The sequence below is a fragment of the Collinsella tanakaei genome (genome assembly GCF_030373545.1).
GTDB lineage: Bacteria > Actinomycetota > Coriobacteriia > Coriobacteriales > Coriobacteriaceae > Collinsella > Collinsella tanakaei_C.
The window spans coordinates 324,839-346,349 of the sequence record NZ_JAUDCO010000001.1; the positions used below are offsets into that span (position 1 = coordinate 324,839).

At 64.1% G+C, this 21,511-nt stretch carries 19 protein-coding genes and 2 tRNA genes; 16 read left to right on the forward strand and 5 right to left on the reverse strand.

Features of this window, described 5'->3' with window-relative positions; translation table 11 throughout:
• Positions 1-218: 218 nt before the first annotated feature.
• From trhA to QUW00_RS01280, 9 genes are all read left to right on the forward strand, one after another.
• On the forward strand, positions 219-983 hold the full coding sequence (gene trhA, locus QUW00_RS01240; protein ID WP_289612584.1) for a PAQR family membrane homeostasis protein TrhA: 765 nt from the start codon (positions 219-221) through the stop codon (positions 981-983).
• A 75-nt stretch (positions 984-1,058) separates the two neighbouring features.
• Positions 1,059-2,411 carry a hemolysin family protein gene (locus tag QUW00_RS01245; protein WP_289612585.1) on the forward strand — a complete coding sequence of 451 codons (1,353 nt, stop codon included), beginning with the start codon at positions 1,059-1,061 and terminating at the stop codon, positions 2,409-2,411.
• Between the two features lie 55 nt (positions 2,412-2,466).
• A complete protein-coding gene (locus QUW00_RS01250; protein WP_289612586.1) occupies positions 2,467-3,240 on the forward strand; it encodes a cyanophycin synthetase family protein in 774 nt (257 codons plus the stop codon).
• A 171-nt stretch (positions 3,241-3,411) separates the two neighbouring features.
• Positions 3,412-3,807: a YtxH domain-containing protein gene (locus QUW00_RS01255; protein WP_289612587.1), complete on the forward strand. Its 396-nt coding sequence runs from the start codon at positions 3,412-3,414 to the stop codon at positions 3,805-3,807.
• Positions 3,808-4,563, forward strand: a complete 756-nt coding sequence (locus QUW00_RS01260; protein WP_289612588.1) for a PRC-barrel domain containing protein — start codon at positions 3,808-3,810, stop codon at positions 4,561-4,563. It begins immediately after the preceding gene.
• A 381-nt stretch (positions 4,564-4,944) separates the two neighbouring features.
• Positions 4,945-6,333 carry a polysaccharide deacetylase family protein gene (locus tag QUW00_RS01265; RefSeq protein ID WP_289612589.1) on the forward strand — a complete coding sequence of 463 codons (1,389 nt, stop codon included), beginning with the start codon at positions 4,945-4,947 and terminating at the stop codon, positions 6,331-6,333.
• 168 nt (positions 6,334-6,501) lie between these two features.
• Complete coding sequence (locus QUW00_RS01270) at positions 6,502-8,010, forward strand: polysaccharide deacetylase family protein (protein ID WP_289612590.1); 1,509 nt, start codon at positions 6,502-6,504, stop codon at positions 8,008-8,010.
• A gap of 567 nt (positions 8,011-8,577) precedes the next feature.
• Positions 8,578-10,464, forward strand: a complete 1,887-nt coding sequence (locus QUW00_RS01275) for a magnesium transporter (protein WP_289612591.1) — start codon at positions 8,578-8,580, stop codon at positions 10,462-10,464.
• Between the two features lie 15 nt (positions 10,465-10,479).
• Positions 10,480-11,721, forward strand: coding sequence for an Nramp family divalent metal transporter (locus QUW00_RS01280; protein WP_289612592.1), 1,242 nt, complete (start codon positions 10,480-10,482; stop codon positions 11,719-11,721).
• A 275-nt stretch (positions 11,722-11,996) separates the two neighbouring features.
• Here QUW00_RS01280 and QUW00_RS01285 read toward each other — a convergent pair whose 3' ends face one another.
• The 3 genes from QUW00_RS01285 to QUW00_RS01295 form a co-directional block, all read right to left on the reverse strand.
• A complete protein-coding gene (locus QUW00_RS01285) occupies positions 11,997-12,548 on the reverse strand; it encodes a LemA family protein (protein WP_289612593.1) in 552 nt (183 codons plus the stop codon).
• Between the two features lie 357 nt (positions 12,549-12,905).
• Positions 12,906-12,997: transfer RNA gene (locus QUW00_RS01290), tRNA-Ser, on the reverse strand.
• Between the two features lie 48 nt (positions 12,998-13,045).
• Positions 13,046-13,136 (reverse strand) — tRNA-Ser (locus QUW00_RS01295).
• Positions 13,137-13,407: 271 nt separating this feature from the next.
• Between QUW00_RS01295 and QUW00_RS01300 the strand changes: the two genes are divergently transcribed.
• The 6 genes from QUW00_RS01300 (at position 13,408) to rplI (ending at position 17,947) form a co-directional block, all read left to right on the forward strand.
• Entirely contained in the window at positions 13,408-14,769 is a 1,362-nt protein-coding gene (locus tag QUW00_RS01300) for a DUF4013 domain-containing protein (protein WP_289612594.1), read from the forward strand.
• A 414-nt stretch (positions 14,770-15,183) separates the two neighbouring features.
• The gene (rpsF, locus tag QUW00_RS01305; protein WP_289612595.1) at positions 15,184-15,477 is read left to right on the forward strand and encodes a 30S ribosomal protein S6; all 294 of its coding nucleotides are present in this window, start codon (positions 15,184-15,186) and stop codon (positions 15,475-15,477) included.
• A gap of 67 nt (positions 15,478-15,544) precedes the next feature.
• The gene (locus tag QUW00_RS01310) at positions 15,545-16,024 is read left to right on the forward strand and encodes a single-stranded DNA-binding protein (protein WP_289612596.1); all 480 of its coding nucleotides are present in this window, start codon (positions 15,545-15,547) and stop codon (positions 16,022-16,024) included.
• A gap of 84 nt (positions 16,025-16,108) precedes the next feature.
• On the forward strand, positions 16,109-16,375 hold the full coding sequence (rpsR, locus tag QUW00_RS01315) for a 30S ribosomal protein S18 (RefSeq protein ID WP_235422271.1): 267 nt from the start codon (positions 16,109-16,111) through the stop codon (positions 16,373-16,375).
• Between the two features lie 22 nt (positions 16,376-16,397).
• Entirely contained in the window at positions 16,398-17,384 is a 987-nt protein-coding gene (locus QUW00_RS01320; protein WP_289612597.1) for a DUF2232 domain-containing protein, read from the forward strand.
• 41 nt (positions 17,385-17,425) lie between these two features.
• A complete protein-coding gene (gene rplI, locus QUW00_RS01325) occupies positions 17,426-17,947 on the forward strand; it encodes a 50S ribosomal protein L9 (protein WP_289612598.1) in 522 nt (173 codons plus the stop codon).
• Between the two features lie 222 nt (positions 17,948-18,169).
• Here the strand turns inward: rplI and QUW00_RS01330 are convergent, their stop codons facing one another.
• Together QUW00_RS01330 and QUW00_RS01335 are read right to left on the reverse strand one after the other, a co-directional pair.
• Entirely contained in the window at positions 18,170-18,868 is a 699-nt protein-coding gene (locus tag QUW00_RS01330) for a LytR/AlgR family response regulator transcription factor (RefSeq protein WP_289612599.1), read from the reverse strand.
• 192 nt (positions 18,869-19,060) lie between these two features.
• A complete protein-coding gene (locus QUW00_RS01335) occupies positions 19,061-19,882 on the reverse strand; it encodes a LytR/AlgR family response regulator transcription factor (RefSeq protein ID WP_289612600.1) in 822 nt (273 codons plus the stop codon).
• A 235-nt stretch (positions 19,883-20,117) separates the two neighbouring features.
• On the opposite strand from QUW00_RS01335, the gene QUW00_RS01340 reads away from it, so the two are divergent.
• Complete coding sequence (locus QUW00_RS01340; protein WP_289612601.1) at positions 20,118-21,434, forward strand: LCP family protein; 1,317 nt, start codon at positions 20,118-20,120, stop codon at positions 21,432-21,434.
• The last annotated feature ends 77 nt before the right edge of the window (positions 21,435-21,511 follow it).

Consider the following 21,511-nt stretch of genomic DNA (forward strand, 5'->3'; position numbering starts at 1 on the left):
TTCGACTTTTTTGCGAGTTTCGACCTCGCGCGCATCCTGCCCGCATGCGACGAGCCCGACAAGTTTGTACCCGGCACCAACTTGTCGCTGGCGGGTCCAAGCGATTCTGCTATGATTTTGAGCAGTCTATATTTGGAGGATCGCTCAGCAACATGTCCGCATCAGGCGACAGTTCCACATCGCGAAGTACCACGGGGCCGGACGCTCAGGCCGCCCCGGTGCCCCAATCTGACGAATCCCTCCCCGCTTCTTCGGAGGCCGACGTTTGCGCGACGTGTCCCAAGCGCCGTCGGTCGTGCCCCAAGTACCCGCGCCCCGCGCATGACAAACACTCCGCCGAGAAGGAGCCCCCGCACTACACGGTGGGCGAGGAGATCGCGAACTCAATCACCCATGGCATCGGTGTGCTGCTCGGTATCGCCGGCTTGGTGCTGCTGATCGTCAAGGCGGCGCTCGACGGCGCGCAGCCCGCGTACATGGCGTCGGCCATCGTCTTCGGCGTCTCCATCATCCTCGAGTACCTGGCCTCCACGCTCTACCACGCCATCCAGGTGCCGGCCGCGAAGCGCGTCTTCCGCATCATCGACCACAGCTGCATCTACCTGCTCATCGCGGGTTCCTACACACCGTTTTTGCTCATTACGCTCGAGCCGTACGGCGGCATCGTCATGTTCGTGGTCATCTGGACGCTCACCATCGCCGGCATCTCCTTCGAGATCATCGGCCGCCAGCGCCAGCCGCGCTGGGTCACCATCCTTATCTACCTCATCATGGGATGGCTCGTCGTGTTTCGCCTGCCGCAGCTCGTGGCGGCGCTCGAGCCCCTCGCCTTGGCACTACTCGTGGTCGGCGGCCTGTGCTACACCGTCGGCTGCGCCTTCTACCTTATGAAGAAGATCCGCTATATGCACAGCGTCTGGCACCTGTGGGTGCTTGCCGGAAGCGTCTTCATCTTCATGGTGGTGATTCTTTTCGTGATCTAAGCCATGTCGCCAGACGGCGCGCCGTCCGGCTCACCCGCTGTCTACCACTCGATTTCGGAGGTTCGATCTACCAACATGGGCATTGCGATTTCCATCATTGCCACCCTGCTTCTGACCATCCTAAACGGCTATTTCTCCATGTCCGAGATGGCGCTTACCACTGCCAAGCGCGCCAGCCTCGAGCACGACGCCGAGGAAGGCGACCGCCGCGCCGCGAAGGCGCTCGAGCTGTCGACCGACTCCACCGACTTTTTGGCCACCATCCAGGTCGCCATCACGCTCGTGGGCTTCTTCTCGGCGACCGTCTCGTCCAATACGCTGTCCGACCCGCTGTCAACGTGGTTCGAGTCGTTCGGTCTCGCCCCGCTCACCGCGGCGGCGCCCATTGCCTCGCCGATCATCATCACGCTGATCGTGTCCTACCTGTCCATCGTCATCGGCGAGCTCATCCCCAAGCGCATCGGCCTGTCCGACGCCGAGGGCATGGCCAAGTCCGTCGCCGGCCCCATCAGCGCATTCCGCAAGATCGCGAAGCCGCTCGTGTGGCTCACGCAGGCCTCGGCCAACGGCCTGTCCAAGCTGCTCGGCATCAAGAGCGCTGACGACCGCCAGAACGTCTCCGAGGAGGAGATCAAGTACATGATCAGCGAGCAGGACACCCTGCTCGACGAGGAGAAGCGCATCATCCACGAGGTCTTCGACCTGGGTGACGCCGTCGCGCGCGAGGTCATGGTGCCGCGCGTGGACGTGACCATGTGCGAGGACACCGACGACATCGCCACGGTGCTTTCCGTCATGCGCGACACCGGCTACTCCCGCGTGCCCATCTACCGTGAGGATCAGGACTGCATCGTGGGCGTCGCCCACATCAAGGACCTGATTGAGCCGGTGCTTGAGGGCAACGGCACCATGAAGGTCGGTTCGCTGGTGCGCGATGCGTCCTTTGTGCCGGATACCAAGGACATCCTGCCGCTGCTCTCCGAGATGCAGACCGCGCACGAGCAGATGGTCGTCGTGGTGGACGAATACGGCGGCACGGCTGGTATCATCACTATCGAGGACATCGTCGAGGAGTTCGTGGGCGAGATCGAGGACGAGTTCGATCCCGACAACAAGTACCTCACCCGCCTCTCGCGTCGCGAGTGGCTGGTGGACGGGCGCTTCTCGTGCGACGATGCCATCGAGCTCGGCTGGCCCATCGAGGAGAGCGACGACTACGAGACCGTTGCCGGCTGGATTTTGGACCTGTGCGGTTCGGTGCCCGACATCGGTGAGGTGTTCGAGCAGGACGGGTACAAGTTCAAGGTGCAGTCCATGCGCGGTCAGCGCATCTCGCTCATCCGCGTGACCGGCCCCGACCCCGAGGAGCTGCGCAGCCACGCCGAGGGCGAGGAAGAGCAGCACGACGAGAGCAACAAGGACGCGTAGCCTTTCGCTTCGCCTGCGAGGCGCGCGCCGGATTCGATAGGTAAGGCGGATAACCATGGCGCAGCTGTTCAACATCTTGAAGATCACGGTGGGCAAGGAGTCGCTCCGCGCGCGCGTGCTGGTCAACCCCGGCATGCCGTTGCGGACCTCCGAGAACATCGAGGCGACGGCGCGCGTGTACTACCTCGCGCCGGCCATCGCCAAGCACCTGTGCCTGGGCGATGCGGGCAGCGAGTTCCAGGAGTGCATGGGCGACACCGAGCTCGCGCACCTGCTCGAGCACGTGACGGTCGAGATTATGAACGAGACGGGTCTTGCCGGCCAGGTCTCGTGCGGCCGCACGCGCCCGGTCGTCGGCGACGAGCGCCTGTTTGACATCGAGCTTTCCTGCCCGGATGACGCGCTGACCGTCGGCTCGCTGTCGAGCGCGACCTTCATGATGGACTGGGCCTTCCTGCACCCCGAGGCGCCCGCACCCGACTTTGCCGGCACGGTTGCCGCCCTGCGCAAGCTCGTGCTGAGTCTGCGCGGCGAGGACGAGGGCGCGACGGAGGGCGAACCCGAGGCCGCCGAGGGCGCCCAGGACGCTTCTGTGGCCGACGAGGTCGCCGAGGAGCCGGCGCCCGTCGACGAGGGCCCCATCGAGACCGAGACCGTGGGTGTCGCGCAGGACGAGGACGAGCCCGAGCCGCGCCGTCGCTTTGCGGATCGCTTCCGGATTCGCCCCAAGATGGGAGCCGCGCCCGCCAAGCGCGTGGCCGATATCGAGCCGGTATTCGGCGGTGCCGCCGCGGATGTGCAGGACGCAGGCGAGGAGTCTGCCGAGTAGGCATACGGCTCGCAATCGCGCGGCATCCCGGGCGGGTGCTGGTTTATGGCGCAGCTCAGATGCGGCGCCCGATGCCGATAGCGCCGATGGCGCTTGCTCGCGTCGCGGCGTGCCCCGCGCGGGTATAATGAGATTTCCATTGAACGTTGACTCTACTATGGGAGGAGCAACATGGGTAAGGGATTCAGTTTTGTCGCAGGTGCCGTGATCGGCGCCGCTGCCGGTACGATTGCCGGCATCCTGATGGCTCCTCGCTCGGGAGCCGAGACCCGCGCCATGGCCGCCGATATGGCTAACGACGCGTGGGATAACGCCCGCGACATCTACGAGCAGGGTGTTGACCAGGCCCGCGCCGCCGCAACGGACTTCGGCCCCATGGTCGACGCCAAGACCGACGAACTGCGCGCCAAGGTCGATCTGGCCCGCGAGCGCATGGACCAGCTCCGCGAGCAGCTGAACGACGCCATCGCCGGCGGCAACGTGACCCCTGCGGCCGACGTGGTCGTGGAGTCCGTGGCCGACGACGCCGCGCCTGTCGCTGACCCCGAGCCCGCTCCCGAGGCGTAGATGCTCGTAGCCGACATTCAGGGCGTGCGGGTCTACCGGGCTCCGGTAGCGGACAAGCGCACCAACAAGGACGGCACCCCGCGCGACCCCAAGCGGCTCGGCAAGATCCATTTTCCGGTTTTTGCGCCCGATGGCCTGCGTGTCGTGGGCTTCATGGTCAAGCTCCCCGACGTGGTGGGCATGATCAAGCAGCCCGACCGCTTCATCGCGCTCGACGCCCTCGACGTGTACGAGGGCGTCTTGGCGGTTGCTGACAGCAAGGAGAACTTCGACGACGCCGCCGCGAAGCGCCTAGGCGTCAATCTGGACGAGTGCCTCATCTGGACGGGCATGGACGCCGTTACCGCGTCGGGCGAGCGCGTCGGATACTGCGCGGACGCGCTGTTCAACAGCCGTACCGGACAGGTGAAGCACTTCGTGCTCACCGAGGGCGATGCTGCTTCGGCGCTTGTGGGCAACTTCGAGGTCCCGGCGAGCTACCTGGTGGGCTACCGCAACGGCGCCATGATCGTGTCCGACGACACGCTCAATCTGAAGCTCACGGGCGGTGTTGCCGCCAAGGCGGCGGAGGCGAGCGTCGTCATCGGCGAGAAGGTCAAGAAGGGCGCCGCGAAGCTCGACGACAAGGGCTCGCGCGCGCTGGACAAGGGGAGCCGCGCCCTCGGCAAGCAGCTTGGCAAGACCAAGGGCATGTTCTCGGCGTTTGCCAGCGAGTATCGCAAGGCAGCCGGCCCTGCAAAGAAGAAAAAGAAGTAGCCGACAGGCACCTGCCGAGGCTGCGGTATACGACCCGCCCGCGCGCATGCCCGCCGGCTGCGCACGGGCGGGTTTCTCGTTGGACGGCGGTTCGTTCCTCGGCGGACGACAGCCGCCGGCTGTGCGCGCGAGATCTGTTGCCGGTGCCGGCCTGACGCGAGAGCTCCGGAACGCAGGTGAAAAGGGACTTTGCCGCCAGCTTCCCGCGGATGGGATTTCGCGGTCGTCGCCCACCCGACCTCACGGTCTCTGCGCCCGATGGAGCGGCTCGGCACCGCTTCGCCTCGCTCGGTGAACACGAGGTGCCGTGCGCCCAAGCGTCGCTGTGCTGCCCGGGTTATGTGGTAGAGTCTTTTCTAGAGCTCGGACTAGGGAGAACCATTGCCTAACTACACCACCTCCTATTCCACCAAGGGCAAACGCCCGCATAAGCGGCGCAGCGCATCCGACAGGCTTCCCGCCGCTCATCGCCGGACCGCCAAGCGCCCCGGCGCCCAGTATCTTCATCACACCCAGGGGTTCGGACGCAGCCACCGCTCGTCGTTCAGCCCCCGTCGCCGCGATTCGCGCCGTCCCTACGTGTACATCGCCGTGGGATGCGCGGCCCTGCTGTTCGTGGCAAGCATCATTTGGTACCTCAACCGCAGCGTGGGGATAACCCTCAACGGCGCGGACGCATCGGTGCGCATCGGCTCGTCCATCGAACAGCTCATCGAGGACCAGGGCATCGACGTGCGTGCCGGTGACCTGCTCGCCGTGGACGACAGCGTGCTCGAGAAGCGCGCCGGCGAACGCTACTCCGTCAAGCTCAACGGCCGGCAGATCGACAACGCCGACCTTGCGACCACGACCCTCGAGGGAGGGGAGGAGCTCGAGATCGGCGCCGGCCGCGACCGCTACGAGGAGCATGACATCGAGGCGACGGCCATCCAGCCCACGCTCGAGGTGAAGGGCAGCGGCGCGATCCGCTACGTGGAGACCTGGGGCATCCCCGGCCGTTCCGAGGTGTGGACCGGCAAGGTGTCGGGCAAGACGCAGGACCGCGGTGTGGTGCAGGAGGTCCAAAACTGCGTCGTGCGCGCCCGCTCCGTCTCGCCCGACGAGGGGACCTATGTCGCCCTCACCTTTGACGAGGGGCCGAGCTCCTACACCGCGCAGATCGTCGACATCTTGGAGGAGAAGGGCGTGTCTGCGACCTTCTTCCTGCAGGGCGACCGGACCGCTGATGCTCAGGCGGCTGCCGCGGCGATCGTGGATGCGGGATTCGAGGTGGGCTCGAACTCCTGGAGCGACACGGACCTGGGCGAGCTTTCCGCCGATGACCTGCGCACCCAGCTCACCCAGGGCTTCGAGGCCATCGCGGATGCCACGGGGCAGCCGTGCTGCCTGCTGCGCCCCCCGTACGGAACCTTTACCGACCAGAACTGGGCCGACGCCGCCGATCTGGTGAGCGCGGTGGTCACGTGGAACATCGATTCGGGCGATTACCTGCTGCCCGGTGCCGACCAGGTCGTCGAGACGGTCGTGGGCTCGGTGAGCAACGGCAGCATCGTGCTGCTCACCGACAACGACGCGTGCGGCGCGCAGACGGTCGAGGCCCTGCCGCAGATCATCGACCAGCTGCAGGAGGAGGGATACCGCATCGTCAGCCTGTCTGAGCTCGTCAAAACCGACGAGGAGCTCGCCGAGGCGGTTGACCTCTCCCGTGTCTCGATGCCCGAGGATGCGGTATTGCCTCAACTTAAGGCTGAGGATACGGAAGAGTCGTAGCCGTGGGTCAGAATATGCCTACAATCATGGGGCTATTTTCTTTGCAGGATAGACAATGAGTAGATAAATGGCTGGCATCATGCGGCGCGAGGGACCATCGACAAGGACCGCGCGCCGAGCACGATGCAGGGCGTTCGGGTGCCGTGGAGATAGAAGCTGGGCAGGACGATGAACGACAACAATCGCAAGCAGCAGGGCAAGAACACCGCTCAGGGAAAGGCCGGGGCTCCTTCGGCTACGCCCCGCTCCGCGCGCCCGCGCGCCAAGGGCGCGCCGCAGCCTGCCCCTCACTACCGTTCCGCTCGCACGGCGACGACCGGCGCGAAGAGTGCCGCCGCGGCGGGCGCTAAGACCGCGGCCTCCGGGAAGAAGGCCACGGGCGCGACGAAGGCCGCTTCGCGCCAGCGCGCCGCTGCTACCCCGTCGACGCGCGTGGGCGTTGCCCCCGCGGCGCGCCGCCCGTCCACGACCAAGGTGAAGCGCGCATCGAGCCCGCGCACCCCGCTCATCGCTGCCGGTGTCGTGGTCGTGCTGGTCGCGGCCGCGGTGCTGGGCATCGGCTACCGCTTCTTCTGGCGCAATATCGACGTCACGGTCAACGGGACCGCGTACAGCACGCGCATCAACTCCACCGCCGACGAGCTGCTCCAGGCCAACGATTACTTCGGCGTCAAGCCGGGCAAGCTCATGTCCGTCGGCGGCAAAGTGCTCGACGAGAAGGGCGGCGACCGCTGCACCGTCCAGGTGAACGGCGAGCCGGTCGCCATTGCTGACCTCGCTACGTTTACGGTGCCCGAGGACGCCGACATCTCCGTCAAGGACGGCGGCGATGCGACGGAGAAGCATGAGGAGAAGACCGTCGACATCGCGCCCACCATCGAGATGGAGGGCTCCGGCGCCATCCAGTTCGTCTCGCAGTGGGGCAAGAACGGCAAGAAGACCGTCTGGGTGGGCGAGCGGTCCGGCGAGACAGTTGATAAAGAGGTCGTCGAGGAGCCCACGAACATGGTGGTGACCTCCTTGAACCCCAAGCCGCAGGGCGACAAGAAGTACATCGCCCTCACCTTTGACGACGGCCCCAGCTCCTATTCGCCCGACATCCTGTCGATTCTGAAGAAGAACGGCGTGAAGGCGACCTTCTTCAACTTAGGTACCCAGGCGAGCGCCACGAGCGCGACGGTGGTCGAGGACGGCCACGAGATGGCGAGTCACACCAACTCCCACCAGAACCTGCCCAAGTGCGATCGCGACACGCTACGATCCGAGATCACCAAGGCGTTCGACTCGATCGAGGAGGCGTCGGGCGTGCGCCCGCAGATGATCCGTGCTCCCTACGGCGCGTTCACCTCGGCGGAGTGGGCGCGTGCCGGAGACCTGATCAGCTGCAACGTGCTGTGGAACATCGACACGCTCGACTGGCAGCTCCCCGGAGCCCAGGCCATCGTCGATGAGGTGCTGTCCGGTGCCTACAACGGCGCCATTGCGCTCATGCACGACGGCGGCGGCGATCGCTCGCAGGACATCGCGGCCCTCGACGACATCATCAAGGGGCTGAAGGCGGACGGCTACGAGCTCGTCACCGTGGCCGAGCTCATGGAGCTCGACGGCCGCTTCCCCGAGGACGTCATCAACGGCACGGTTAAGATGCCCGAGGACGCCGTCCTTCCCGAGGTCTAACGCAGCGCCGGAGTGCCGGCTTGACTGCGCGTCATGCTCCTTTGCAGGGCTTTTCCTGCCGACGCCCGCCGGCGCTCCCGAGAGCGCCGGCGGGCGTCGGCTCTTGCGCGCTCGTTTTGGACAATTTGTTCAGATATGTAGGTCTGCCACCGCTCAAAAGGGGGCTCTCGGTCGAAAAAGAGGGGCAATTGGACGGCCCGATGGGCTTGGAGGCCGTCTCGAGGCGTCCTGTTGAGGACGAATGCTGACGAGAGCCGTCGCGGATGCATCCGCGGCGCGCCTCGGGCCTACATATCTGAACAAATTGTCCACCTCAGGCTCCGATGGCGCCTGCGCAGCCGGCCCGTCAAGGCGATACGGCCACTTTGTCAGGCCGGCGCTTCCTTTACCAACCAAATGCTATAGAATGGGAGAGCCCGATTTGCGTTGGGCTCTTATTTTGCAGGGTCACGAGAAAAGGATACTGGTGAAACCTAAACCCCGACCACACAGTAGCTGACCCCTGCGGGTGCCCTTCGGCTGGCGCGCGCTGGGGTTGCGCCGCCATAGCTTTCACGAAGGAGCACCATGAACTATCTTTCCGAGATGCTCAGGTTGCCCGTTGTCGACTCGACGGGCGAGAAAATCGGCATCGTCAATGACTTGGGCATCGCCACCGGCGAGGTCTTCCCCCATGTGACATCCCTTGCGTTCCAGGGTCCCGGCAAGACGCCGTTTATGATCTCGTGGCGCAAATACGTCGAGCGCGTCGATGACGACGGCGTCTACCTCAAGGTGCCCGCCACGGACATCCGCTTCTCCTACCTGCAGCCCGACGAGGTACTGCTTGCGCGCGACATCATGAACAAGCAGATCGTCGACACGCAGGGCATGAAGGTCGTCCGCGTAAACGACATCAAGCTGTCGGCCTCCGGCGAAAACCAGCTGCGCCTGCTGGGCGCCGAGGTCGGCGCGCGCGGCCTGCTGCGCTCCTTGCATCCGGCGCTCGAGCGCGTGGCGATCAAGCTCGCCCGCGCGGTGGGAAAGCCGCTGCCCGAGGACATCATCGCCTGGTCCTACATGGACCTGCTCGAGCGCTCGACGCAAAACATCAAGCTCTCCGTGTCGCACAAAACCCTCGGCGAGCTGCACCCGGCCGACATCGCCGACATCATCGAGCAGCTCGACCCGCGCTTGCGCGGCCAGGTGTTCGCGCAGCTCGACACCGCTCAGGCGGCCGAGGCTATCTCGGAGTTCGACGATGACGAGCTCGTGGCCGAGATGCTCGAAGGCCTGTCCGACCGCGACGCGTCCTCGATGCTCGCCCTCATGGACCCCGACGACGCTGCCGCCCTGATCGATGAGCTCGATTATGAGAAGGCCGAGAAGCTCCTGCGCCTCATGGGCGTCAAGGAGGAGCGCGCCATTCGTAACCTGCTCGGATACGAGGAAAACACCGCGGGTCGTATCATGACCTCGGAGTTCGTGGCGCTGCCGGCCACCGCCACCGTTGCCGACGCCATTGACGGCCTGCGCAAGCTGGACGAGGACTTCGAGAGCGTGTACTACGTGTATACGACCGATCCCACCGGCGCACTGACCGGCGTGCTCTCGCTGCGCACGCTGATCGTTGCCGAGCACGATGCGCGCCTGAACAGCCTGGCCTATCGCGACGTGGTCTGGGTCACGCCCGACGAGGACCAGGAGGACGTGGCGGAGGAGATGGCCAAGTACGACCTTGCGGCCATGCCCGTCTGCGACGAGAACCGCCACATCTTAGGTATCGTCACGGTCGACGACGCCATGGAGGTCATGAACGAGGAGCACGCCGAGGATCTGCAGATCGCAGGCGTGGGCAGCGGCGAGGGAGGCACGGGCGAGTCGATGCACGTGTTCTCGTGGTTCGCGCGTCGCCAGTACTGGCTGCTCATCTGGGCCATCGCGTCGGGCATCGTGGCCGCGTCGCTCGAGATGGCGATCGGGATGGGCGAGCTGTTCATCTATCCCATGTGCGTGATGCCCGTCGTGCTGCTCGCAGCGAGCCGCGTGGTCTCGTTTGTGCGCAACTACTACCTCGAGTACGACGAGCCCGACGACGCCGACAAGCCCTACCTGGGGTTCTTCCTGCAGACGGTAGGCGTCGGCCTGGTCATGGCAATCTTCATCTACCTGTGCGGCCAGCTGGTGCTGGGTGCGGCGTATCCGGACGGTATCCCTGAGCCCGTGTTTGCCGACGGCGCCCTGTCGCTGGGCGGCGGTATCCAGGCCTACCTGCTCACCGCGTGCTTCGGCTGTGCGGCGGCGGTGACGTTTGCATCCTGCGCTTTGTCGGTCATCTACCTGAAAGTGCTGTTCTGGCGCGACGAGCACGACCTCAACACCTCGGGTATCGCGTTGAGCGTATCGGCGGTGTTTATCGCTTGCGTGCTGTACTCGGTGGCTTCGGTTGTCGCCATCGCCATGGTCGCCGCGTAAGGGGATGGGCGCTTCATGGCGAGGAATATGCATGAAAAGCTGACCGCCGGCATGGTGCTCGGCGCGATGGGGCCTGGATTGTTGGCCGCGTTGTCGGGCAACGACGCGGGCGGCATCGCCACGTACTCGAGCGCCGGCGCGAGCTATGGCTACGGCACGCTGTGGATGCTACCGCTCATGGCCGTGTTGCTCATCGTGGTGCAGGAGACCGCAGCGCGCTGCGGCTGCGTGACGGGTAAGGGGTTTGCCTCGCTTATCCGCGAACGGTTCGGCGTGCGCAAGAGCGCGCTGGCGATGGGCGCGCTGCTGGTGGCCAACACGGCGGTGACGATTTCGGAGTTTGCGGGCATCGCGAGCGGCCTTGCGCTGTTCGGCGTGCCGGCGACGGTGTCCGTGCCGCTCGTTGGTCTGGCTATCTGGCTGCTCACCATGTCGGGCAGCTTCCAGCGCATCGAGAAGGTGCTGCTCATGGTGAGCTGCGTCTTCGTGACCTATATCGTGGCGGCGTTTTTGGCTGGCCCCGATTGGGGGGAGGTCGCCGCGGCGACGGTCTCGCCCCACGTCGTGCCGGAACCCGAGTACGTGAGCCTGCTCGTGGCGACCATCGGTACCACGATCGCGCCGTGGATGGTGTTTTTAGCGCAGAACAACGTGGTGGACAAGAACATCGACGAGAGCGGCATCGTGCTGCAGCGCATCGATACCGCTTCGGGCTCGGTGATCGCGTGCGCGGTTGCCTGGTTCATCGTGGTGACGACCGGCGCGGTGCTCTATCCGGAGGGCGTGCAGGTGTCGGACGCCGCCGACGCGGCGCTTGCGCTCGAACCCATCGCGGGGCAGTTCTCGACGGTGCTGTTTGCGTCGGGCCTGGTCGCGGCGAGTTTTTTGGCTGCGTGCGTGCTGCCCGGCGTGACGTCCAGCGCGATCTGCGAGGCGTTCGGCTGGGAGCGCGGCGCGGACCGCAGCTGGGAGGAGGCGCCGGTCTACCGCGGTATCATCACGGCAATCGTGGTCGCCTCGGCGCTGCTGGTGATCATGCCGGGTGTCAACCTGTTCCAGATCATGATGAGTGCGCAGGTCATCAACGGTGTCCTGCTACCGGTCCTGCTGGTGTTCCTGCTGTTTATCGCCCAGGATCGCCACATCATGGGCGAATACCGCAACGGGCGCGTGTGGAACGTGCTCACCTGGGCGACCATCGTCATCATCACGGTGCTTACCGTCGTGATGTTCGCGCTCCAGGCCCTCGGGTACTGATGCGGCACGGGGGCTGGGGCGCTGCGCACCCCGGCCCCGTGCTTTTCGGACCCCCGGCGGTTCCCCAAAACCACTACCCCCGTTTAGAAGACGGTTTTGCGAGGACACCTCAAGTAGACAGCCCTTTGCCGTCAACAAAAGCCCTGTTCAGGAGCTTGCGCATTTTGGGGCTACTCGACAGGTCGCCGCAAAACCGTCTTCTAAACGGGGGTACCGCCCAGGCGATGCTCGCCTGGGCGGTACCGAAATAACAAAATGTCTGTTGAGCAAAGTTTTTAGAACTTGACCTCCGGCACGGCGCGGGCGGCCTCTTCGGCCTCGAAGCCCGTGCGCTCCTTGAACTGGAAGATGCCGGCGAAGATGACGCCGGGGAAGGTCTGGATGGCGTTGTTGTAGTTGAGCACGCAGTCGTTGTAGCTCTGACGCGCGTAGGAAACCTTGTTCTCGGTGTCCTCGAGCGAAGTCTGCAGCTGGATGAAGTTCGTGTTGGCCTTGAGATCGGGGTACGCCTCGGCCACGGCGAACAGCTGGCGCAGCGCGCCGGTGAGCATGCCGTCGGCGGCCATCTTATCCTCGGGGGTGGTGGCGGCAACGGCGTTGTTGCGCGCGTTGGTCACGGCCGCGAGCGCTTCCTTCTCGTGGGCGGCGTAGCCCTTGACCGTCTCCACCAGGTTGGGGATGAGGTCATTTCGGCGCTGCAGCTGCGTGTCGATGTTCTGCCACGCGTTGTCGATGCGGTTGCGCAGCGTGACCATGTTGTTATAGATGCCGGCGATCGCGCAGATGACGGCGATGACGACAACGATGCCGATAATGGTCGGGATCATGGGCGCTCCATTCAGAGGTGTCTTGCTAAGACAATAGGTTCCACCAGTATAACGGATGCAGGTGGAAGTGGGATGCATGTGAGGCGCGATGCGCTCGCTCGGCGCTGCATGTTGCAGCGGGGGCTCGGTGGGCCAGGTATTGCGTTGTTGAAGGGTAAAACGGCGAAGGAGGGATGTCGGCCTCCCGCTGCGCAGGCGGCCTCCCGCTGCGGAGGCCCTGCGGGCCTCCTTGCGCGCTTCGCTGGAAAATGCTCAGCGCATTTTCTCAGCTTCGCGCCCTGCGGGTTCGAATCCCTCCTGCACGCCGCAGCAAAGGGCTCGGAAAGAAAGGCTATTGAGTTGTAGAAAGGTTAAAAATGGCGGAGGAGGAGGGATTCGAACCCTCGTACCCGGGTTACCGGGTAAACGGTTTTCGAGACCGCCGCATTCAACCACTCTGCCACTCCTCCGCATGGAGTGAAACATGGCGCGTCCGAAGGCGCGCCATGAGAGGATGCTGGCGGAGAGTCAGGGATTTGAACCCTGGAGACGCTTTTGGCGCCTACACGATTTCCAATCGTGCTCCTTCGGCCACTCGGACAACTCTCCGTGAAATGCACAGGCAATTGTACCGTAACCGCGCCCCGACGCAAGCATGAATCTCAACTCTTTGAGAAATTGTGAGGTGCGAGCAGGTCAAATCGGCATACCGTTCACATCCGCCGCCGGCTCTGCCGTCCAACGCCACCTCGGCGCCGCTTAAAGTCCGCTTAATTGTGCATACGAGCAGCGAGCGCCGCGCCCGTCCGGATACACTGCTGATGTAACAAGATATGACGCGCCGGGGCCCCTGTGGCCGGCGCCTTGCAAGGAGAACGGCATGTACGCGCAGCAGCTGGGCTTCACGACCTCATGGAAGATGCTCACCCGAGACAAAGGCTGGATCAAGCCGGTGCTGGTCCTTGCGCTTGTGGGCTGGATTCCCGTTCTTGGGCAGATTGCCATCTTGGGCTACGGGCTCGAATGGGCGCGCCTGACGGCGTGGGGCGTGGATGCGGCGCCCAAGCAGCGCGGCGTCGACTACGGAAAAGTGTTGACGACGGGCGGCATCGCGTTTCTGATCAGCCTGACCCTGGGGCTGGCGCTCGCGCTGGTCAACCTGTTGATCACGGGCGGCTGGTATTCGGCCGCGCTGTTCCCGGCGGCCGTCAGCCTGTTTACCGGATCGCTGGTCGACGTGGCGCGCGAGTCGTCGGTGTTCACGGCGCTCATCATGTTGGTGCTCGATTCGTTCATGGGGACTTTCACGGCCGCAGCCATGATGCGCGCGACGTTGTACGACGGTTTCTCGGCCGGGTGGCGATTGGACCGACTGTTCCAGATGGTCGCGCGCGACCCGCAGGGCTTTTTGCACCTCTACCTCATCTCGCTTATCGGGAGCCTGGTCAATGCGGCGTATTCGCTGTTCGCTACGGCTCTGGGCAGCGTTGCGGTGTTCGGCGGCGTCATGGGTCTGGCGATGGGGGCGCACGCGAGCAGCAACGAGGTGGTGAGCCGTCTGCTCATGGGGGTCGGCCCGGGAATCGTGGTCGTCGGCGTCATCGTGTTTTTGGCCATCGCGTTCGCGGGCGCTGTTATCTCTACCGCGGTACAGCTCGTCTTCTTGAATGCGGCGGGGCAGTGGTTCTGCCGCTTTGAGGTGAACCGGTGGGGCGTCTCCTCGGCGCCGCTGCCCGAGGGCGTGCCGCAGCGGTCCACCTACGTCGCCGGACAGGCTCCGACGCCACCCGCCGCGGCGCCTGCGACAGGAGTAGCACCCACCGCGGCGCCGACGGCAGGAACGGCGCCTGCAACAGGGCCGGCTGTGGGAGCTACTCCTGCAGCAGGGTCGGCAGCGGGGGCGACGTCTGCCACAGCGCCGGCAACAGGAGCGGCGTCGGCAGCAGGGTCAGCAACAGGGGCGGCACCTGCAGAAAGATCGGCCGGGGGAGCGACGCCGGCAACGGCGCCGGTTTCGGAGGCAGCGCCTGCAGCCGCCACGCCGGGAGATGAACCGGCTGCGCCCATGCAGCCAGGAAATGCGGATGCGCCGGAAGCGGACGTGCCCGCGTCGGCAGGTGAAGTTTCTTCAGGCGCGTCGAGCGAAGATGCGGAGGCTGAAGCCCCTGCGGATGTGCCGTCGGCAGAGCATGATGAAGAGGAATCTGAGCAGGAAGAGAAGCCGGCGTCGTCTGAAGTGTAATGCGTGGCGAGGATACCGGGATTTTTCAATCGCGGCGGGCGAAAGGGTCGTGCCCTTTCGCCCGCCGCGCGTTTTGCGGAATCTACATGGTGAATAGAGGCGGCGTTTTCGCAGCGTATATCTCGTACAAGCCCTTGAGCAGGGCCGTAGGGAAGCTGGGGGACGGACGTCGGCGTCCGGTCGGCGTGTCTTGCCGGGATGTCAGTGGGCTGTCGGGGCGGCATGGCAAGATGGAGATGCGCAGCGCGCCGAAGGCCGAGGCGCCCGTACAGCATCGCTGCATTTGTGGAGGTCATGAGGTCGTACCTGCGGCAACTTGAGAAGCGACGGCGGTTGGTCTACAGTTAGCCAGTCTTTTCCTGTCCCGGGCGCACCTTCACGACCCGGGGCCTTATGTCCAGAGGAGGTGACCAAATGAAGGCCTATGAACTGCTGTTCTTTGTTGACCCGGCTCTCGATCCCGAGACCCGTCTCGCCGTTATGAAGCGCATCGACAACACGATCGCCGAGGGCAACGGCAAGGTCGACAACGTTGACGAGTGGGGCAAGCGCAAGCTCGCCTACGAGATCAACAAGCTCACCGAAGGTGACTACACCCTCATCAACTTCCATGCAGATCCTACCCAGATCGCCGAGCTCGATCGCGTGCTGCGCATCACCGATGCCGTGGTTCGTCACATGATCGTCCGCCGCGACGACATGGAGTAAGAGTCGTTTGGAAGCGGTCTGCCCGGCTTTACGCCGAGCGACCGAACAGAGAGGTAGTGAGTCGTACATGAGCATCAATCGAGTCAACATTTCCGGTAATCTCACCCGTGACCCCGAGCTGCGCGCCACCGCAAGCGGCACCCAGGTGCTGAGCTTCGGCGTGGCGGTCAACGACCGTCGCCGCAACCCGCAGTCCGGCGAGTGGGAGGACTACCCCAACTTCGTGGACTGCACGATGTTCGGCACTCGTGCCGAGGCCGTCTCCCGCTACCTCCAGAAGGGGTCGAAGGTCGCGATCGAGGGAAAGCTGCGCTACAGCTCGTGGGAGCGCGACGGTCAGCGTCGCAGCAAGCTCGAGGTCATCGTCGATGAGATCGAGTTCATGAGCCGTGGTCAGAACCAGGGTGGATACGGCCAGGAGGGCGCAAGCTCTTATGGCGGATCCTCCTATGGTGGCGGCTACTCCGCTCCCGCGCCGCACCCGGCGCCTGCGCCCGCGCAGGTTCCGCCGGCGGTCGACGTCTACGATGAGGACATTCCGTTCTAGGGTAACCGCGAGCGGAATCACGTTTTGAAGTGAGCGGCGCTCAAGGGCAGACGGCCTGCGGCGCCAAACGAAAGGTATTTTGACATGGCTAATGATTACTCAGCACGTCAGCCGCGTCGTAAGTACTGCCAGTTCTGCAAGGAGAACACCGAGTACATCGACTACAAGGATACTCAGCTTCTCCGTAAGTACATGACCGACCGCGGCAAGATCAAGCCCCGTCGCGTCACTGGCGCTTGCACGCAGCACCAGCACGATATCGCGAACGCCATCAAGCGCGCTCGCGAGATGGCTCTCCTGCCCTACACCGTTCCCGTGGTTTCTTCCCGCGGCGAGCGCAACCGCGGCTAGGCGAGGGGCAAGGGTCGAGTAGATGCAGGACGGAAGTGCGGATCCTCGGCAAGGCGCCATCGTGCCCAACGGCACGCCGGTGCGCCGGGCGACCCCGCCGCGTAACGCCCACGGTGCGTTTATGCTCGCACTCGGGTGTATCGTTGCGATCTTCCTTCCGTATGCGGGAATCCTCCTCGCCGCGTATGGCGCGCGCGAGGTGCTGTGCGCGAAGGCGCGCCGCGGAGTGGGTCTGATCCTGTTCGAGGGCGTCGGCCTGCTTGCGGTCTCCTTCGTCGCCAACGTCACGTATGCGGTGCTTTTGGCTCCCGTTATCGTGTGCAGCCTAGGCATCGCGTGGTGCATGTGGCGCGGCGCCACGGTCACGAACGTTTCCGTGGTGGTCGTGCTCACGGCGCTGACGAGTCTTGGTATCGACGCGGCGATTGCCGCGGCAACCGGTCCGTCGGTGCAGGACGCCATGGTGTCGTATCTTATGGCAGCCGTTGAGCAGTCCGTGGGAACAGGGGTCGAAGGCGAGTTGCTCGCCAGCAGCCTCGAGCCCATCATGGTGGCCCTGTGGCCGCTCGTGTACGTGATGAGCGCGGCGAGTTACGCGCTGTTCGCGGGGCTCGGTTCCCATGTGATGCAGACGCGCTGCACAGGGGTGCCCCGCAGACCGTCGCTGTCACGCTTCGATGCGCCCATGTGGAGCGTCGCCGTCCTCGCGATTTCGATCGTGTGCGTCGGCGCATCCTTCACGGGCTTCCCTGAGGCCCAGATCGTCCGCACCATAAGCGTGACGGCGATCATGAGCGTCAGGATCATCTTCGCCTGCCAGGGTCTCGGCGTGCTCAGCGCGCTGATGATCCGCAAGCGGTTTGGATGCGCGACGAGGTTCTTTTGCATCCTGCTCGTCTTCTGGTCCGAGATGATGTTCTTTGCCTTGAGCATCGTCGGCCTGATCGATGTGTGGGCCAACTTCCGCAAGATTCCGCGGGACGGCTCGCACGTTCAGGCACAACAGTAACCACTGCGCCGCGCAGGCGGCGCACATCGCAAGGAGATCTCATGAAAGTCGTTCTTCTTGGTGAGATCAAGGGCAAGGGTGGCGAAGGCGACGTCGTGGACGTTGCCCAGGGCTACGCCGAGAACTACCTCTTCCCGAAGAAGCTCGCCGTTGCGGCCACGAAGGGCAACCTGAAGCAGCTCGAGGAGCGCCGCAACAACATCGCTAAGCGCGAGGCCGTCCGCATCGCTGACGCCAACGCGCTCAAGGACGCCGTGGACGGCAAGACCGTCACCGTCGACGCCAAGGTTGGCGACGAGGGCGTTCTGTTTGGTTCCGTGACCAGCGGCATGATCGCCGACGCGGTCAAGGAGCAGCTGGGTGTCGAGATCGACCGCAAGCGTGTCGAGCTCGGTAAGCCCATCAAGATGGCCGGCACCCACGCCGTCGCCATCTCCCTGTACCGCGACATCCGCGCTACCGTGAACGTTGCGGTCGGCGTGGAGGCCGAGGCCACCGAGGCTGAGGCCGAGGTCGTCGAGGAGGCCGCTGAGGCCGTCGAGACCGAGGCTGCCGCCGAGTAGCCCTTCCGGGTACAACGGATTTCAAACGACCCGAGCGCATGTGCTCGGGTCGTTTTTGTTTGCGCGGGGAATGGTCGGTCTGTGCTTGATGGGTCAGCCCGGTCTAGAGGCCCCCTCCGGGTGAAAACACCCTAGGGATTATTTTACATCGCGTATTCGAATGAATACGCGATGTAAAATAATCCCTAGGGTGTTTTCACCCGGAGGGGGCCGGGGCAGGTGTTAGCGGAAGGCGCGGGTTACGGCGCTTCCGATTTCGACCTGGATCTCCTTGATGCGGCGCTCGGGAACAGAGAGTTTCTCGCCGGTGGAGAACACGATGCCGTCTTTCCCTACGCCCTGCACGTACAGCACGTTGACGACATAGAAGCGGCTCGTGCGGACGAACTGGTCGGGCAGCTGGTCGCAGAGCTTGCGGAGCAGCAGATTTACCGGCAGCGTGCGATCCCGGAAATGGAGCACGCAGCGCTTGCCGCTGGATTCCGCGTAGACGATGTCGTCGGGATTCACAAAGGCGAGCCCGTCCTCGGTGCGCAGCTGGAGCCGCTTTGGCGCAGGGGGCTCCGCCGCCGGTTGCGAGGACGTGCCCGGCTTGCCCATTGGCCATTCGTTGGAGAAGTGCGAGAGACGGATGATCCACTTGCCGTCGACCTTTTTCAGGCTGGTCGTTACGCGCTGGTTGACCGTACCGTGGATGCATGGGCCACTCAAAAGATACGTTCCCACTACCGTAACTTCGTCCGGCCGGTTGGTGTAGAGCGGATAGAACATCACGTTGCGCGCCTCGATGCCGGGCGGGTTGAGCGGCCACTTTGCAAATTCCGAACGGCCTTGGAACACCTTCGAGCCAGCGCCGATGAGCACGCTGCCCTCGTCCAGAAACTCGAGGAAGAGGTCGCGATCGTTGACGAAGACACCCAAGATGCTTTTCTTGACGAGCTCAGCAGTTGTACGCTTTCCTCGTAGGTATCCACTGCCATCCTTTCGCGTCAGCCGCACACGTCTGAATGACCGTCCTGCTGGTGATGGGCTGTGATTCCGCATAGCATCGTCCGAGCAGAGCGGCGAGAAATACAATATATGATGTATATAGCGGGGGGTCTACTTCTGTTCTCAATACGCTCTTTTAACCAATTGCCCCTCGATTTCGCTCCTTCGCCGTTTGGGAATCGGTATGCGGTCACCGTTGGACATGAGGACCTCACCACCGATAAGCCCAGAGATATGGCTGCGGTTGACGGCATAGCTTCGATGAATACGCATGAACTGTGCCGGCAGGAGCTCCATGACGTTTGCGAGCAGCAGCTTGACCGTAACGATCTTGTCGACAAGGTGGACGACGGTCTTCTTCACCCTGGCCTCGGCGTACAGAATGCGGGCGGGGTCGATGAACGTCGTACCGTCCTCCACGGGCAGCACCACGTTTTCCGCGGGCCCCTCGTCGCGCATCTTGCTGGCGCGCAGGATGTCCTGGACGTGGCGGTAGGTCTGCTTGCTCACCTTGACCGGGAAGGGCGTCCCGTCGTCGAGCGGCTCCCACTCGTTGGACGTGTGGATGAGATAGGCCTTCCACGCGTCGGCTTCCCAGCGAAAGTTGACGGTGAGGCGCTGGATCTCGGATGCGAGCATTCGGTGGTCCGCGTCGGAGTAGATCTTGTAGAAGCCGGCGACGGTCGCCTCGAAGGGATTGCCCGAATCGATGAGCTGGAAGCGGGCGTCGCGCACGAGGAAGGTGGGCATCGATGGGGAACACGCTCGAAACGTTTCGATGATATGCTCGATGTCGTGGGATACGTCCGTTCCGGCCCCGATGAGCAGACAGTCCGACGATAGGCACGGCAGGACGCTGTCATAGTCCTTGCGAAGGCAGCACGCGACCATGCGTGCGATAAGATCGGTCAGGGTGCTTTTATCGGGATGAACGGAACTGCTCACGATGCCCCCTTCCTCGGTGCGTCCACGTTCGATTTCACTATTGTGGTTGCGAAAACGGCGCCCATCCGCTCGTTCGAACCAACGGGCAATCGGCGGGAACGAATGACGACGTTTGGGGAAGGAAAGGGGCCCGATTCCGCTATCGGTGTGAACGATGGGGATGTGAGTGAATTTAAGGCCTTGTTGCCCGTTATCCTGCGGTAAGGTCCAGGGGTAGCACGAACGAGGAGAGGGTATGGACGAGAAGGACATTCGAGACGCCAACGGCGAGCCGGCGGGCACTTCCTATCAGGGTCGTCACTTCGCTGAAAGCAAACGGCTCGAGCCGGTCTTTACCGACGACGCCGCGACCGAGCAGCCCGCTCAGGACGCGACGGCGCCCGCTGAGGAAGCCGGTCGCACGGATACCTCGTCGCTGGGGGACACCGACCCTGCCCTGATCACCGTCAGGCACTTCGAGACCATCGACTCCTCCAAGGGCGTACAGGACGCCCGCACCTCCGAAAAGCCGCGCAAAAGGCATGCCGAGCCGGTGATCGCGCTGCTGTGCGTGCTCGCAATCGTCGCCATCGGGGTCGGCACCTGCTGGGCGTGGATGAGCAGCGTGAACAACATGATGAGCCTGGACCAGGGCGAGCGCGAGGAGATCGAGGACGCCCTCGTCGATCCGGAGAGCAATCAGAACTCCGACGCCTTCTACACGCTCATCATCGGCTCGGATTCCCGAAACGGCGAGGCCGCCCGCTCGGATGTCATCATGCTTGCCCGCGTGGACGCGTCGTCGGGCGTGGTGACGTTCGTCTCCATCCCGCGCGACACCATGATCTACGGCGAGAGCGGCGGGGTCGAGAAGATCAACGCCGCCTACAACTACGGGCCCGCGTCCACGGTGCTCGTCGTGTCGGAGTTCGCCGGCGTTCCGATCTCTCACTACGTCGAGGTGGACTTCAACGGCCTCAAGGAGGTCGTGGACGCTCTCGGCGGCGTCACCGTGGACATCCCGGAGGACATCACGGCGGGCAACGGCGGCATGTCGTTCTCGGCCGGAGAGCAGCGCCTGAACGGCGAGGAGGCCCTTGCGTACGCGCGCGAGCGCTACAACGTCTCGGGAGGCGATTTCGGGCGCGCGCAGGCTCAGCGTCAGATCCTCGAGGCCATCGTGCGCGAGGTGCTGGCATCCGGTCCCCTCGAGATCCCGGGGCTCGTCTCGGAGCTCGCCAAAGCCGTGAAGACCGATCTCTCCCTCGACAAGATCGTCTCGTATGCGCTCGAGCTGTACGGTGCCGAGAATGGCCTGACGGTCTACTCCGCCGCGGCACCGAGCTACGCCCTCAACGTCGACGGCATCTCCTACGTGGGGACGATGTACGACGAGTGGCAGGACATGATGAGGCGCATGGACGCGGGCCTCGATCCCGAGAGCACCTCGAGCATTCCGGAGGAGCAGGCGAACAACGAGAAGCTCGGCGCTGCGACAAACGCCGCCAGCCCGCGCGATTACGAGGACCTGCTCGCGCAGTCGCCGCTCACCACGGACGACGTCGCCCACTGACGGTGAAGATTCGGAGAACTTCGCCGACGCCCAGGGGAGAGCGTATGTTCGGTTTTCCCCAGCGGTGGTTTACTTTT